13 protein-coding genes and 1 tRNA gene are annotated in these 15585 nt (G+C 64.1%); 10 read left to right on the top strand and 4 right to left on the bottom strand.

Going from position 1 to position 15585, the window contains the following annotated elements:
• Nucleotides 1-31: 31 nt before the first annotated feature.
• Together prfA and hemA are read right to left on the bottom strand one after the other, a co-directional pair.
• Nucleotides 32-1117, bottom strand: coding sequence for a peptide chain release factor 1 (prfA, locus tag RT460_RS08290; protein WP_313318339.1), 1086 nt, complete (start codon nt 1115-1117; stop codon nt 32-34).
• Nucleotides 1095-2378, bottom strand: coding sequence for a glutamyl-tRNA reductase (hemA, locus tag RT460_RS08285; RefSeq protein WP_313318338.1), 1284 nt, complete (start codon nt 2376-2378; stop codon nt 1095-1097). Before hemA ends, prfA begins: the two co-directional genes overlap by 23 nt.
• A 67-nt stretch (nt 2379-2445) precedes the next feature.
• On the opposite strand from hemA, the gene RT460_RS08280 reads away from it, so the two are divergent.
• The 8 genes from RT460_RS08280 (at nt 2446) to ychF (ending at nt 9426) form a co-directional block, all read left to right on the top strand.
• On the top strand, nt 2446-4128 hold the full coding sequence (locus RT460_RS08280) for a tetratricopeptide repeat protein (RefSeq protein WP_313318337.1): 1683 nt from the start codon (nt 2446-2448) through the stop codon (nt 4126-4128).
• The gene (gene lolB, locus RT460_RS08275; protein ID WP_313318336.1) at nt 4125-4784 is read left to right on the top strand and encodes a lipoprotein insertase outer membrane protein LolB; all 660 of its coding nucleotides are present in this window, start codon (nt 4125-4127) and stop codon (nt 4782-4784) included. Before RT460_RS08280 ends, lolB begins: the two co-directional genes overlap by 4 nt.
• Nucleotides 4781-5659, top strand: coding sequence for a 4-(cytidine 5'-diphospho)-2-C-methyl-D-erythritol kinase (ispE, locus tag RT460_RS08270; protein WP_313318335.1), 879 nt, complete (start codon nt 4781-4783; stop codon nt 5657-5659). Before lolB ends, ispE begins: the two co-directional genes overlap by 4 nt.
• Nucleotides 5660-5662: 3 nt before the next feature.
• Nucleotides 5663-5739, top strand: a tRNA-Gln gene (locus RT460_RS08265).
• 107 nt (nt 5740-5846) lie between these two features.
• The gene (locus tag RT460_RS08260) at nt 5847-6806 is read left to right on the top strand and encodes a ribose-phosphate diphosphokinase (protein WP_293713910.1); all 960 of its coding nucleotides are present in this window, start codon (nt 5847-5849) and stop codon (nt 6804-6806) included.
• Nucleotides 6807-6910: 104 nt separating this feature from the next.
• Nucleotides 6911-7516 (top strand): 50S ribosomal protein L25/general stress protein Ctc, encoded by a 606-nt coding sequence (locus tag RT460_RS08255; protein WP_313318333.1) that lies wholly within the window; start codon nt 6911-6913, stop codon nt 7514-7516.
• 53 nt (nt 7517-7569) lie between these two features.
• Entirely contained in the window at nt 7570-8151 is a 582-nt protein-coding gene (gene pth / locus RT460_RS08250; protein WP_313318332.1) for an aminoacyl-tRNA hydrolase, read from the top strand.
• 183 nt (nt 8152-8334) lie between these two features.
• Nucleotides 8335-9426, top strand: a complete 1092-nt coding sequence (ychF, locus tag RT460_RS08245; protein ID WP_313318331.1) for a redox-regulated ATPase YchF — start codon at nt 8335-8337, stop codon at nt 9424-9426.
• Between the two features lie 72 nt (nt 9427-9498).
• On the opposite strand, the gene RT460_RS08240 is transcribed toward ychF, so the two are convergent.
• A complete protein-coding gene (locus tag RT460_RS08240) occupies nt 9499-9813 on the bottom strand; it encodes a hypothetical protein (protein ID WP_313318330.1) in 315 nt (104 codons plus the stop codon).
• 439 nt (nt 9814-10252) lie between these two features.
• On the bottom strand, nt 10253-13036 hold the full coding sequence (locus tag RT460_RS08235) for a TonB-dependent receptor (RefSeq protein ID WP_313318329.1): 2784 nt from the start codon (nt 13034-13036) through the stop codon (nt 10253-10255).
• Nucleotides 13037-13268: 232 nt separating this feature from the next.
• Here RT460_RS08235 and RT460_RS08230 point away from each other — a divergent pair, with 232 nt between their 5' ends.
• Entirely contained in the window at nt 13269-14243 is a 975-nt protein-coding gene (locus tag RT460_RS08230) for a cyanophycinase (RefSeq protein ID WP_313318440.1), read from the top strand.
• Nucleotides 14244-14363: 120 nt separating this feature from the next.
• Complete coding sequence (locus RT460_RS08225; RefSeq protein ID WP_313318328.1) at nt 14364-15383, top strand: isoaspartyl peptidase/L-asparaginase; 1020 nt, start codon at nt 14364-14366, stop codon at nt 15381-15383.
• Nucleotides 15384-15585: the final 202 nt, after the last annotated feature.

The raw sequence follows: 15585 nt of genomic DNA, 5'->3' as shown, positions 1-15585 counted from the left end.
CGCCCTCCGCAAGGTTGGGCGAAGTGAGCCTTCAGGTCCCTTCAGCCAACCGTGCCAGCTCATCCACCTGGTGCTCGTGCTGCAGGCGCGCAACCAGATCGTCCATCGCGCCTTCGATGATGTTGGGCAGGTCGTACAGGGTAAGGCCCTCGACGCGGTGGTCGGTGATGCGGCCCTGCGGGAAGTTGTAGGTGCGGATACGCTGGCTGCGGTCGCCGCTGCCTACCTGCAGGCGGCGCGACTCGGCCTGCGCCGCGGCCTGCTTGCTGCGTTCGGCATCCAGCAACTGCGCCTTGAGGCGCTTCATCGCCTTGTCGCGGTTGGCGTGCTGGCTGCGCTCGGTCTGGCATTCCACCACCACGCCGCTGGGGACGTGGGTGATGCGGATGGCCGATTCGGTCTTGTTGACATGCTGGCCACCGGCGCCGGAAGAACGGTAGGTGTCCACCTTCAGATCCGCCGGGTTGATCGTCACGTCCTCGACATCATCGGCTTCGGGGATGATCGCCACGGTCGCCGCCGAGGTATGGATGCGGCCCTGGGATTCAGTGGCCGGTACGCGCTGCACGCGATGCGTGCCCGATTCGAATTTCAGCCGCGAATACGCACCACGCCCCACCACGCGCGCCACGACTTCCTTGTAGCCGCCATGCTCACCGGGGTTGTCCGATTCGATCTCCACCTTCCAACCCTGGCGCTCGGCGTAGCGGGCGTACATGCGGAACAGGTCGCCGGCAAAAATCGCCGCCTCATCGCCGCCGGTGCCCGCGCGTACCTCCAGGAACAGATTGCCTTCGTCGCGTGGATCGCGTGGCACCAGCAGCAGGGCCAGTTCCTCGTCCAGGAGCTGCAGGCGCGCTTGGGCAGCGCTGATTTCCTCTTCGGCCAGCTCGCGCAGCTCCGGGTCGGCGCGCATGGCCTCGGCCGAGGCAAGGTCGGCCTTGGCGCGGGCCTCGTCAGCCAGCGCGGTGGCGATGGGTTCCAGTTGTGCGAACTCGCGGGAGAAGTTGCGGAAGCGCTCGTTGTCGGCGACCACGTCGGGGTCGGAAAGCAGGCGTTCCAGTTCTTCACGGCGCTCGGCCAGTGCCAGCAGCTTACGGCGCAGGGTCGGCGTCATCGGTCCTCGCAACAGGGTGGTGATACCCGGGGATAGCCGGGAACAGGCGCTCGGCGGCGCGGGTTGTCTCAGTATCGCCTTCCAGCGCGGCCTGGCGAAGGGCTGCGGTAGGCGGATGCAGCAGGCGGTTGGTCAGGCCATGGGCCAGTTGCTCCAGCACTTCCTCGGCGGGCTTGCCATGGGCCAGTTGCTGGCGCGCCTTGGTCAGCAGTTCGGCACGGGTGGCCTCGCCGAACGCGCGCAGCTGCCGCATCGGTGCCTGCAGCTGGGTAGCGCGCAGGTTTTCCAGGTAGCGGGTGACCTGCAGATTGATGATGGCTTCCGCTTCGGCGGCGGCTTCGCGGCGGCCACGGCGGTTCTCTTCCACCGCCCGTTCCATGTCGTCCACCGTGTACAGGTAGGCATCGCCCAGGGTGGCTACGCTGGCTTCGATATCGCGCGGCACCGCCAGGTCGAACAGCAGCATCGGCTTGTGCCTGCGGTTGCGCAGGGCGGCGGCGACTTGCTGCCGCGGGATCACCGGCTCGCGTGCGGCCGTGGCGGAAAACACCACGTCGGCTTCGCCCAGGTGACGCTCCAGCTCGGCCAGGGGCAGCGCCACGCCACCGTGGCGGGAGGCCAGGTCCTGGGCATGGGCGAGGGTGCGGTTGGCGATCAGCAGGCGCTTCACCCGCGCATCGCTCAGATGTTTGGCGACCAGCTCGATGGTCTCGCCGGCACCTACCAGCAGAACGGTGGAGTCTTCCAGGCGGGCAAACGAGTCCTGGGCAACCCGCACCGCCGTAGAGGCGACCGAGATCGGGTTGGCGCCCACGCGGGTATCGGTTCGCGCCCGCTTGGCGACCGAGAAGGTCTGCTGGAACAGGCGGTCGAGCTGCTGGCCGATAACCCCACGGTCATGCGCCAGCGCCCAGGCATCCTTCACCTGGCCCAGGATCTGCGGTTCGCCCAGCACCATTGAATCCAGCCCGGTGGCTACCCGGAACAAATGCCGGACAGCCTCACCGTCGGCATGCTGGTACAGGTAGCCATCAAGCGTGCCGGCGTGGTCTTCCAGCCAGCGGGTCAATGCCGCGCCATCCTCGGCGACCGCGTACAGCTCGGTGCGGTTGCAGGTGGACAACAGCACGGCTTCAGCCAGTTGCGGTGACTGCCGCAACGATTCCATCGCGCGCGGCAAAGCGTCACCGCCGAAGGCAGCGCGCTCGCGCAGGTCTACCGGCGCGGTCTGGTGGTTGAGTCCAAGCACCCAAAGGGTCATCTGTTCAGTTGCTTGCGATAAGCTGCTGGCTGTTGAAGGCCGCCATTTTACGGCCCGGTTGCGCCAGATGCCCGTATTCCATCGCATATGCACCGTTCTGTTGCTTTCCCTGCCGGTTTTGCCGGTGCTGGCGGCGCCGTCCAGGCCCGTCGAAGCGCCGTTGGCAGCCCCTCCTGCGCCGCCGCTCGAGCCCATGCTGGCGGGGGAATTTTCCTTGCAGGCCGGTAAGTTGGCCGAGGCTGCGCGTTGGTACCTGCAGGCCGCCCAGCAGGCGCAGGGAGATGTAGGCCTGGCTGAACGGGCAACCCGCATTGCGATGATTGCCGGTGACGATGCCCGTGCCAACGAAGCCTTGGCGCTGTGGGCGCAGCGCGACCCGGGCGCGGTGGCGGTGCGCGCCACCCGCGCATCGCTGGCCATGCGCAAGGGCGATGCAAAGCAGGCGCGCAAGGAACTGCTGGCGGTGCTGCAAGCGCCGGAGCCCCTGGCCTGGCGCTATGCGGTGCTGGCCTTGGCCACCGGTGGCCGTGATCCGGCGGTGCCGGCGCAGGTGCTGGGCGAACTTGTGGATGCCAACGCCATCCCCGAAACCCTTGATGCCTGGCAGGAATTTGGCCGTCTGGCGCTGCGCATGGACCGGCCGGAGCTGGCCCAGCGCATGGTTGCCGAGGTGGTCCGGCGCTTCCCGGAGGAGCCGCGGGTCGTGTTGCTGCATGCCACCCAGCTCAACCAGGCGGGCAAGAAGGATGAAGCGCTGGCGCTGCTCAAGGGCATCGAGTCCAAAGCGGCCGCCGATGAGGAGCTGCGCAACGCGCTGGCCTTCGCCTATGACGCCCTGGGTGCGACCGAGCCGGCCGAACGGGTGATGGCGCAGGGCCCGCAGAACCTGCAGAGCTGGGGCATGCGCGCCTCGTTGCTGGCCAAGCAGAAGGACGACGCGGCATTGCTGGCGCTGTACCAGGACATCTCCGCCAAGGCCAGCAAGCCCGACCCCGAGCAGCGCCTGTTGCTGGGCAAGATTGCCGAGTACCTCAAGCGCTACCAGGAGGCCGTGGAGTGGTATCACGGCGTGCCCGGTGGCGAGCAGCGTGGCGAGGCCAGGCTGCGTGCGGTCAATGCCTTGCACCTGATGGGTGACAAGCAACGTGCCAACACCGAAGTGCATGCCGTCCAGGCCGATGCCGCCCTGGACGACGACGTGCGCCGCGATGCCTACCTGCTCGAAGCCGAGCTGCAGCAGCGCGATGGCAGCAGGGCCGAAATGGATGTGTTGACCCGTGGCCTGGCCGCTTTCCCGGATGACGGGGCGCTGCTCTATGCGCGCGCGCTGGCCTGGGAGCGCAATGACGACGTGCCGCGCGCCGAGGCCGACCTGCGCAAGATCCTGGTCGCCGAGCCCGAGAACGTGGCTGCACTCAATGCCCTGGGTTATACGCTGGCCGACCGTACCCATCGCTACCAGGAAGCACTGGAGCTGATTGATCGCGCGCGCGTCGCCGAGCCGGACAACGCCGCCATCGTCGACAGCTACGGCTGGGTGCTGTATCGCCTGGGTCGCAATCCGGAAGCGCTGGAGTACCTGCGTCGCGCCTGGGGGCTGAACAAGGACCCGGAGATCGCCGCGCACGTGGGCGAGGTTCTGTGGGTGCTGGGGCAGAAGGATGAAGCGCGTCGTTTCTTCGACGAGGCGCGCAAGCTGGATCCGGACAATCGTGCCTTGCAGCGGGCGATCGAAAAGTTGGGTGTATGAACAAGACGCGGATGTGGCAGGCGCCGGTGGCGCTGTTGATGGTGGGTGCGCTTGCGGCCTGTGGTTCGGTGCCCAAGCGCCAACAAGCGCCGGTGGCAGCTGAAGTTGCCGAGGTTTCCGCGCAGGCCCAGGCGGCCGAACAGGCGCGTCAGGCGGCATTGCGCAGTGAGCGCAACTGGTCTTTCCAGGGCCGGGCGGCGATCAGCAAGGGGCGTAACGGTGGCAATGGCCGCATCGACTGGGCACAGCAGGGTGAGGCGTTTGAAGTCAGCCTGGCTGCGCCCGTCACCCGTCAGAGCTGGCAGCTGACCGGCGGGGCAGGGCAGCCGGTGCGACTGGACGGGCTGGAAGGCGGGCCGCGCACCGGTGACGATGCGGGGCAGGTGTTGCTACAGGCCACCGGTTGGGAAATACCGGTGGAGCAACTGGCACAGTGGGTGCGGGGGCTGCCTGCCAACGCCGGTGCGCCGGACCATCTTGGCTTCGATGCCGATGGCCGGCCGCGTGTGTTGCGCCAGCAGGGCTGGCAGATCGATTACCTGGACTGGTACCCGGCGGAAGAGGGGAAACCCTCGTTGCCGCGACGGATCGAGGCGGTCAATGGCGATGCCAAGGTGCGACTGATCGTCGATGCCTGGGGTGCGGCAGAGCAATGAGCAATCCGGTTGTGAACGATGGTTGGTCGTATTGGCCAGCCCCGGCCAAGCTGAACCTGTTCCTGCATATCACCGGGCGCCGTGCCGACGGCTATCACCAGTTGCAGACGGTATTCCGCCTGCTGGATTGGGGTGACCGCATCGGCCTGCGCCTGCGGACAGACGGCCAGGTGCGCCGCGACGGGCCTTCGGTGCCGGGCGTCGCCGAGGCCGATGATCTTGTGGTTCGAGCGGCCATTGCCCTGAAAGAGGCGGCCAACTGCGCTCAAGGTGCTGATATCCGCGTTGAAAAGCGCATTCCGGCCGGTGGTGGCTTTGGCGGGGGTTCTTCCGACGCGGCGACCGTGCTGGTGGCGCTCAATGCCTTGTGGGGCACGGGCCTGGACGAGGATGCGCTGGCGGCGCTGGGTGTGAAGCTCGGGGCGGACGTGCCGGTCTTCGTGCGCGGGCGCAGCGCCTGGGCCGAAGGCGTGGGCGAAGTATTGACCCCGATCCGCCTGCCGCCGGCCTTTTACCTGCTGGTCGACCCGGGCGTGCATGTGCCCACCGCTGAACTTTTCCGTTCGCCGGATTTGACTCGGGATGCCAAGCCCGTGAAAATAGCGGACTTCGCTTCCGGGACCGTCCTCGGGAATGCGTTCGAGCCGGTGCTGCGGCGTCGGGAACCTGCCATCGAGGCGGTGTTCCAGGCATTGGAAGGCACCGGTCGGGCACGGCTCACGGGGTCGGGAAGCGGTTGTTTCGTTGAGTTCGCCACGCGCGTTGCCGCAGAGCAAGCCCTGGCGGGGTTGCCGGAAGAACTGCGGGCATGGGTAGCTGCGGGCGTTGATCGCTCGCCACTGCTTGATGCGCTGGAGACGACGGGAAGTGTTTGATGCAGGGGCGTCGCCAAGAGGCCCAAGGCACCAGGTTTTGATCCTGGCATTCGTAGGTTCGAATCCTACCGCCCCTGCCACATCCTTCTCCACGCAATAAGCGCAACGGATGTGCGCAACCTGAAATGCGCCGTCTCTGCAGTAATCACATTCCTTCGCTACTCGCCCCCCGCCCGAGAGAGCTGTCATGCAAGATTCCCCGAACCTGCTGGTCTTTTCCGGCAATGCCAACAAACGCCTTGCGCAGAGCATCTGCAAGGAACTTGGGGTGAGGCCGGGCAAGGCGCTGGTTTCCAAGTTCTCCGACGGCGAAGTACAGGTCGAGATCCAGGAAAACGTGCGCAAGCAGGACGTGTTCGTGGTGCAGCCGACCAGCGCCCCGAGTGCGGAAAACCTGATGGAGCTGCTGGTGATCATCGACGCGCTCAAGCGCGCGAGTGCCGCCTCCGTCACCGCGGTGGTGCCGTACTTCGGTTACGCCCGCCAGGATCGCCGCATGCGCTCCTCGCGCGTGCCGATCACCGCCAAGGTTGCGGCCAAGATGTTCTCGGCCGTGCACACCGACCAGATCCTCACGGTCGACCTGCACGCCGATCAGATCCAGGGCTTTTTCGACATGCCCGTGGACAATGTTTACGCGTCACCGCTGCTGCTGGCCGACATCTGGCGCGCCTACGGCACCGATAACCTGATCGTGGTCAGCCCGGACGTCGGCGGCGTGGTACGCGCCCGCGCCGTGGCAAAGCGTTTGGATGATGCCGACCTGGCCATCATCGACAAGCGTCGCCCGCGTGCCAACGTCGCCACGGTGATGAACATCATCGGTGACGTGGAAGGCAAGACCTGCGTGATGGTCGACGATATCGTCGACACCGCCGGCACCCTGTGTGCTGCCGCTGCTGCCCTCAAGGCGCGTGGCGCGCTGAAGGTGGCCGCGTACTGCACCCACGCCGTGCTCTCGGGCCCGGCGGTGGACAACTTGAACAATTCCCAGCTCGACGAGCTGGTGGTGACCGACACGATCCCGCTTTCCGAAGTGGCCCGCGTCTGTCCCAAGATCCGCCAGATCAGCGTGGCCGAGATGCTGGCCGAGACGATGCGCCGCATCGCCTTCGGCGAGTCGGTCAGCTCGATGTACGTGGATTGAGTTTCCGGTCCCCGGCTTGCCGGGGATCACAGCGGGCTCTTCTGGTCGCGGAAGAGTCTTTACGCAGCGCCGCGAGGCGGTGCATCAACCTAGAGTAGTCAACAATGGCAAAGTCTCACGAAATCAAAGTCGTCCGTCGTGACGTGCAAGGTCAGGGTGCGAGCCGCCGCCTGCGTCATGCCGGCGTGGTGCCGGGCATCGTTTACGGTGGTGATCGCGAACCGGCAATGGTTCAGTTCAACCACAACGAAATCTGGCTGGCCCAGTTCAACGATTGGTTCTACTCGTCGATCATCGACCTGAACCTCGACGGCACCATCCACAAGGTGCTGCTGCGTGACATGCAGCGCCACCCGTTCAAGCAGCTGGTCATGCACCTGGACTTCCAGCGCGTGAGCGAGAACGAAGTGCTGCACGCTTCGGTGCCGCTGACCTTCATCAACGAAGACACCTCGCCGGCTGGCAAGGCTGCCGACGTGCTGGTCACCCACGAACTGAAGGAAGTGGCGATTGCCTGCTTGCCGAAGGACCTGCCGCAGTCGATCGAAGTCGACCTGGCTGACCTGAAGGCTGGCGACATCATCTACCTGTCGGGCCTGAAGCTGCCGGCTGGCGTGGAAATCCCGGCGCTGAAGCTGGGCAAGGGCCATGACGACGCCGTTGTCATCGCCAAGACCGCCGCTGCTGACGAAGAAGCAGCTGCCGAGTAATCGGTAATGTCGCGCCCGCCTTTCGGGGCGGGTGCGGCAGATGTATCTGACTGATGACTGGCTTGCGATTGATCGTTGGTCTGGGCAACCCCGGACCCGAACACGCCCGAACCCGGCATAACGCTGGGTTTCATTTCGTTGAGGCCCTTGCACAGCGGCAGGGCGCGCGCTGGGCGCTGGAAAGCAAATTGTTTGGCGAAGTCGCCAAGGTCGACATTGCCGGGCAACCGGTATGGCTGTTGAAGCCGGCCACCTTCATGAACCTCTCTGGTAAATCGGTCACCGCCGCACAGCGGTTCTGGAAGATCGAGCCGGAGCAGACCCTGATCGCGCACGACGAGCTGGACATGCCCCCTGGCGTGGCACGGCTCAAGTTCGACGGTGGTCATGGCGGCCAGAACGGCCTGCGTGACACCATCCGCCTGCTCGGTCATGGCAAGTTTCACCGTCTGCGTCTTGGTATCGGCCATCCCGGTCACAAGGACCGTGTGGTGGGTTGGGTGCTGGGGCGACCCTCGCCGGATGATGCGGTGCTGATGGAGCGCGCCATCGACGCGGCCATCGACGTGCTGCCGTTGGCAGTGGCAGGGGATTACAACGAAGCCATGAAGCGGCTGCATACCGGCAAGGCGTGATTGGGGATTGGGGATTGGGAATTCGCAGGAACGGCATGGCCGCGACCGAATTTCCAGTCCCGAATCCCAAATTGCCGGGGTCCGGAGCTGACGGTTGAGTGGTGCATTTCCTTGCACTTGCGAATCCCGAATCCCGAACCCCGATATCTCCCTCACCGAATCATCAATTTCCGGATTTAGACCATGGGTATCAAATGCGGCATCGTCGGTCTGCCCAATGTCGGCAAGTCGACCCTGTTCAATGCGCTGACCAAGGCGGGTATCGCTGCGGCCAACTTCCCGTTCTGCACGATCGAGCCGAACACCGGCGTCGTGCCGGTGCCGGATCCGCGCCTTGATGCGCTGGCGGCAATCGTCAAGCCGGAGCGGGTGATCCCGACCACGATGGAGTTCGTCGACATCGCTGGCCTGGTTGCCGGCGCGTCCAAGGGTGAAGGCCTGGGCAACAAGTTCCTGGCCCACATCCGCGAGACCGATGCCATCGCCCACGTCGTGCGCTGCTTCGAAGACAGCAACGTCATCCACGTTGCCAACAAGGTTGATCCCATCGCCGATATCGAGACCATCGATACCGAGCTGGCGCTGGCTGACCTGGAGTCGGTATTGAAGGCGCTGGACCGTGCCACCCGCGCGGCCAAGGCCAACGACAAGGACGCGCTGGCTCGCAAGCCGGTGCTGGAGAAGCTGTCGGCTGCGCTGGATCAGGGTCGTTCGGCACGTTCGGCCGGCCTGGACGCTGACGAAAAGGCGTTGATCCGTGACATGTTCCTGATCACCCTCAAGCCGCTGATGTACATCGCCAACGTGGCCGAGGATGGCTTCGAGAACAACCCGCTGCTGGACGTCGTGCGCGCCCGGGCTGAAGCCGAGGGTGCCGAAGTGGTGCCGGTATGTGCAGCGATCGAAGAAGAAATGGCGCAGCTGGACGATGCCGACCGCGATGAATTCCTGAAGGATCTCGGCCTGGAAGAGCCGGGCCTGAATCGCGTGATCCGTGCCGGCTACAAGCTGCTGGGCCTACAGACCTACTTCACCGCTGGCGTGAAGGAAGTGCGCGCATGGCAGCTGCGCGCCGGCTCCACTGCGCCGCAGGCAGCGGGCGTGATCCACACCGACTTCGAGCGCGGCTTCATCCGTGCCGAAACCATCGCCTATGACGACTTCATCAATCTCAAGGGTGAGCAGGGCGCCAAGGAAGCCGGCCGCCTGCGCCTGGAAGGCAAGGATTACATCGTCAAGGAAGGCGACGTGCTGCATTTCCGCTTCAACGTCTGATTCCTGCGACGTTGCTGCAGCCACAAGGCCCCGCGTTGCGGGGCCTTGTCGTATCTGCGGTTCGCGGCTTGGTCAAATTTTCACCACATTTTTGAAACCCTTGTCGTGCAAGGGTTGTGCAGGCTTGTCCACAGCCTTCTCCATCGATTGCGCACAGTCGTTGTGGAAAAGGTGGCCGGTCGTGGGAGTGGCGTCAGCCACGATGCTGGCATTCCTGAAGCCCAAGGCACTTATGCAACCTGGAGATGCTCCAGCTTCGCGGCTGACGCCGCTCCTGCAAAAATTCGCCTGCTTGTATTTTGGTGCATTGGTGAAAAATTCACCACCTATTTGAAAGCATTGCAGCCCAAGGCGTGCACGCACTTGTCCACAGCCTTCTCCATCCATTGCACACAGCGGTTGTGGAGAAATACCGCAACAACGTAGCCCGGGTAAGCGCAGCGCACCCGGGGGATGATCGATGCGAACAAGTGCGGGTGCCAGCCGAAACCCCCGGGTGCGCTGCGCTTACCCGGGCTACGCCCGTTGTGGAGAAGCGTTGCCACCGTGCGTGACCGGCGGCGCTGCGCTCCAGCTTCTGCCGGCATGCGCAATCCACACAAACAACAGCGTCCGCCATTGGCGGGCCTTGTGTGAATCCAAACAAGCAACGTAGCCCGGGTAAGCACAGCGCACCCGGGGTTCAATCGAAACGGACAGATATCCGAACGAAGAACGGCGGGGTGATCACTTCCTCGCTACAGAAGCCGCGCAGTGGTTGAGGAAAAGGGCACAAACGACAAGGCCCGCCATTGGCGGGCCTTGTCGGTGCTTCAAGGGCAGGCGATTACAGTGCCTTGCCGCCCAGTTTCCAGGTGACCTGTACGAAGTAGCTGCGCCCGATGGCGTCAAACCAGGACGTGTTGTAGTACGGATACGCCGCCCAGGTTGAGTCTTTCGGCGGCATCTTGTCGAACAGGTTGTTGACGGTCAGCGATACACGCAGGTGGTCGGTGATGTCATAGCGTGCACCTGCATTGAAGCGCCAGGTGGCTTCGGTCCAGGCATCGTTGTCGTAGTTGGCAACGCGGCCCAGGTAGGTGCCGAACAGGCTGGCACCCCACGCGCCCTTGTCCCAGCTCACGCCCAGGTTGGACTTCACACGCGGCAGGGTGGTGTCGCTGAAGCTCACGTCCAGCATGTCTTCGGTCGGGTCACCCGGATACAGCTGGCGGGTATGGCGGTGGGCCCAGGTGTAGGTGCCGGTGAAGTTGAAGTTGCCAGCCGCGGCAGTTTCCAGCCGGTAGTTGCCGGTGACGTCGATGCCGGAGGTTTCCTCGCGAGCGATGTTGATCGGTGCGAAGTGCACACTGGTGATCGTGCCATCGGCATCGCGGATCACGCGGGCCAGGGCATCCACGCAGGTCGGCGAGTTCACGTCCACCGCTTGGCCGGTGTCGGTGACGCCGAGCCGGCAGTTGGCCTCGGTGATGCGCAGCAGTTCGCGGTCCTGCGACTGCACCTGGTTCATCACCTTGATCTTGTAATAATCCACGGCGAGGTCGAAGCCGGCCACCGGCGACCAGACGAAGCCGGCAGTGAACGACTTGCTCGTTTCCACATCCAGCTGCTTGTTGCCGGCATAGATGTCCAGGGTGTTGGTGTCCCAATCGCCCTCATCCCAGCATTCGCCATTGCTGAAGCCCGGCTCGTCCTGGCGGCACTGGTAGTAGTCCGTGGAGACCTTGCGGTAGTAGTCGTCACCGGCAAACAGGTAGTGCATGTCGGGAGCACGGAAGCCGGTGCCATAGGAGCCACGCACCAACAGCGTATCGAGCGGGCGCCACTCCAGGCCGGCGCTGTAGGTGAACTTGCCCGGGTGGCGGTTACCGAAACTGTAGCGGTCATAGCGACCGGCCAGGCTGGCCTGCAGGTTGCTGGCCAGTGGCAGGCGCAGTTCGCCTGCGGCGCTCCAACGATTGCGGCTGCCACTGCCATCGCCGTATTGCGGGCCGTAGTAGGCTGCAGCGGTGGTGGCCAACGGATCGGGGTTGATGTCGTAGGACTGGCGGCCAAACTCCAGCACACCTGCAAAACCGGCATCGCCGGCAGGCATCGAGAACAGTGCCGGTGTGTCGGCGGTGAAGCTGATATTGTCGTTCTTCGCTTCCGGGTGGAAGGTCGACATGGCCAGGAACGAGGCGGTTTCCGCCGGCGTCAACACCGAGAACAGGCGGGTCGGGTCGGCGTTGTAGATGGCATAGCCGTCATCGTCGTAGCCAAGCCGCTCGCCCAGGAAGAAGCGGTTGGCCGCAACGGCATCGATGCGTGGCATTGCCACGTCCGCCTTGTACTGGGAGTGGTTGTAGGCTGCTTCCCAGTTCCAGTTCTCGCCGAAGGCGCCCTTGAAGCCGGTGGTCAAGGCCAGCGTCTTCTGGGTGGTGGTGTTCATGCGGTTACGCAGGCCGCCCACTTCCTCGGGGCTGAACTGCCGCTGCCAGATCTCATAGCGGCCGCTGGCTTCGTTGTAGAAGATCTTGTCGACGTTATCGGTCGATGCGGGGTCATGGAATTCCCAGCCCATGTTGTCGCTCGGGAACGAGTTGCCACCGTTGCCAGTCATCAACTTGACCTTCTGGTGTCCCAGCTGAGCGTCCGCGAACCAGGACAGGTTGTCGTTGAAGCGGTACTCGAACGAGCCGTAGGCAGTCGCGCCTTTGCGTTCGTTCTGAATCGTGCGATAGGCGGCGATACGGTCACTGCCGCAATAAGGCTCGCCGTAACGATCCTCGGCAAGCACCGTGGTGCCATCGTTGAGGCCTGCCAGGCCCGCGCAATCGCCGACCGGCGCTACCGCTACGTCCTCATCCCAGTCGTACAGGCGTGCCACCAGGAAGGGCAGGCGGCTACGCGAGGTCGGGGCGTCGAGCGTGGAATCCTGCACGCCGCGGCGGGTGCCCCAAAGTGGCCGCTGGTTCTGCAGTTCCACGCCGACGATGCCGCTGAAATTGCCCTGTTCAAAACCTGTGGTCAGCGTCAGGTCATGAGATTCACCACCGCCGCGGCTGGTGTCGCCGTAGCGGTAGTCGACGGTGGTGCCGTCGGTCGACTTTTTCAGGATGAAGTTGATCACGCCAGCCATGGCGTCGGAGCCATACACGGCCGAAGCACTACCGGTGAGCACCTCGATGCGGTCGATCATGCCCAGCGGGATGTTGCCGACGTCGGTGAAGTTGCTCTTGCCGTTGAGTGGCAGGGGGAAATCCGCGGTACGGCGGCCATTGATCAACACCAGGGTGTGATTCGGGCCAAGGCCGCGCAGGTCGACGGCCTGTGCGCCGGGTGTGGATTGCGCGCCCGTGGTGTTCTGCTGGCCTTGGGTATAGCCGTTGTTCTGGCTCAGGCCGCGCAGCACATCGGGCACGCTGGTGAAGCCTGCGGACTTGATGTCTTCGGCTGTCACCACCGTCACCGGTGCCGGACCCTCCACCTGCGCGCGCGGAATGCGCGAGCCGGTGACCTGCACCGTATCCAGTTGTTGGGGTTGATCCTGGGCAGACTGCGCCAGGGCGGGGGCGGCCATCGACAACAGGGCCAGTTGGATTGAACACACCATTGCGTGTTTACGCATGAATCAGCTCTCTGATGAAAAGTGGTTCTGGAGTTGTCCCTCCGGCATGTGGGGAAATGCCGGCCGCCCCTGTCTGAAATGTGCAGGGGTTCACTGCATCTAACACCTTTTTTACACGGTTGACCACTGTGGGAAAGTCTGGCATTACGGCCATGAGCCATTGACCGGAGTGGGCATTAACGTGCTGAAACGTAAGAGTTCCTGGCAGCGACGACTGTTGCTTGCTTTCACCCTGCTGGTGGTTGCAGGTGTTACCAATGCAGCACAGCCGGCGGGCGCTACCGGCGCCGGGTACGAGTACTACGAAATCGGCGACCTCAAGGCTGCCCGTCCGGGCAGTACCCAGGCCGCGATGTTGCTGATGGGCGGCGGTGATTGGGTGCCCGAGGCCTTCCATTGGTGGGTGGAGCGTGCCGGCCATGGCCGCGTCGTGATCCTGCGTGCCTCCGGCGATGACAACATGCAGAAGGAGCTCTACAACGACATCGGCGGGGTCACCGCCGTGCAGACGTTGGTGTTCCATGACCGCAAGGCGGCGGACGATCCGCAGGTGCTGCAGATGGTGCGTGATGCGGATGCCATTTTCCTGGCGGGCGGCGACCAAGCGCGTTATGTGCGCTTCTGGAAGGGCACGGAGTTGAACAAGCTGCTGGACGCCCATGTGCGCGCTGGCAAGCCGATTGGGGGGACCAGTGCTGGCCTGGCTGTTCTGGGTCAACATGCCTACGGCGCGTTGGACGGCGGAAGTGTCGACTCCGAAACCGCGCTGGCCGATCCGATGGGTAGCGAAGTCACCATGGATCACGGCTTTCTGACCATGCCATTCCTGTCCAATGTTGTAACCGACACGCATTTCGCCCGGCGTAATCGGCTCGGGCGGCTGATCGTGTTCGTCGCGCGTGCGGCGCAGACCGCGGGCAGCAACGACATCATTGGCCTTGGTGTGGACGAAGATGCCGCCCTGTGCGTCGAGGCAGATGGGCGCGGAAGGGTCTACGCGCTGGGTGACGGATATGCCTGGCTGGTGCAGCCGCGTCATTCCCCGCACCGCCTGATTGCGGGCCAGGCACTGGACTTCAAGGCCGTGCCGGTGACGGCGGTGGGCAAGGGCAGTGTGCTGCACCTGGATAGTTTCAAAGTCGACAACCCCGCGTTCACGGCCGTAGCCAACGTGGTCGATGGCCATCTGCAACTGCTGCCGAACTAACGGCCCCGTGCCTTGCAGGCGGAGGCGTGTTGTCTGAGCGCCCTGGCCAGGTAGGGCGCTGTGCTGTTCAGTCAGCCACGGCCATGCCTAGAATCAAGAATCCATTCGGAGTGATAAAACATGAAGCTGACTTCTGCGGTATTGCTGGGCCTGGCGTCGATGTCTGCCGGGAGTGCGATGGCCACCACGGTGTCCCCGTTGCTGGTGATCCACGGCGGTGCCGGTGTCGAGCGCAAGGACTTCAGTGCCGAGGAAGAGCGCGCCGCGCGCGCGGCGATGACCGAGGCGCTGCGCAAGGGGCATGAGGCGCTGTTGGCTGGCAAGCCAGCGTTGGATGCAGTCACTGCCGCCATCACTGTGCTGGAGAACGATCCCACCTTCAATGCCGGCCGCGGCGCGGTATTCACCCACGATGGCAAGAATGAGCTGGATGCCTCGCTGATGGATGGCGCTACCCTGCGCGCAGGCGCGGTCGCCGGTGTGCACACGGTGAAGAACCCGATCCTGCTGGCGCAGGCGGTGATGGAGCATTCCCCGCACGTGATGATGGTGGGGCAGGGCGCCGAAATGTTTGCCGCCGAACAGAAGATCGAATTGGTCGATCCTTCCTATTTCCGTACCGAAAAGCGCTGGCAGCAGTTGCAGCGGGCATTGAAGGAAGAGGCTGCGGGCCAGGCGCATGTGGACCTGGAAACGGCCAAGCATTTCGGTACGGTCGGTGCAGTAGCGCTGGATAGCCAGGGCAAGTTGGCTGCGGGTACTTCGACCGGTGGCATGACCAACAAGCGGTATGGGCGCGTGGGCGATTCGCCGATCATCGGTGCCGGCACCTATGCCAGCGACCAGTGCGCGGTATCGGGTACAGGTTGGGGGGAGTTCTACATCCGCCTGGCCGCTGCGCACGAAATCTGTTCGCGCATGAAGTACCTGCAGGAAACGCCTGCGCAGGCCGGCGAAGAGGTCATCGTCAAGCGCGTCCCCGAGCTGGGTGGCGATGGCGGCGCCATCGTCTTGTCGGCAGACGGCAAGGCGGCGACGCCGTTCAACACGGAAGGCATGTATCGCGGCTGGATTGGTGCCGACGGCGTGCCGCACGTTGCCATTTTTGCCGACGAAAAGCTTAAAATGCCGGGCGAGTGATGCGCTGTTGATGGGTATCGCCGGCGCTGAAAAAAAATTTTCATCGAAATGAAGATTTCTGTTGACAGCATCGGCACTCATCACCAAAATAGCGGGCTCACCCACCCCTGACCGGCAAGGCCGCGGTCCTCGACAAGGGAGTGGAATGGAGGGATACCCAAGCGGCCAACGGGGGCAGACTGTAAATCTGCTGGCTTACGCC

Source organism: Stenotrophomonas sp. (assembly GCF_032061965.1).
GTDB lineage: Bacteria > Pseudomonadota > Gammaproteobacteria > Xanthomonadales > Xanthomonadaceae > Stenotrophomonas.
Note: the sequence above shows the minus strand (reverse complement) of the source record. Positions and strands in the feature narration are given on the sequence as shown.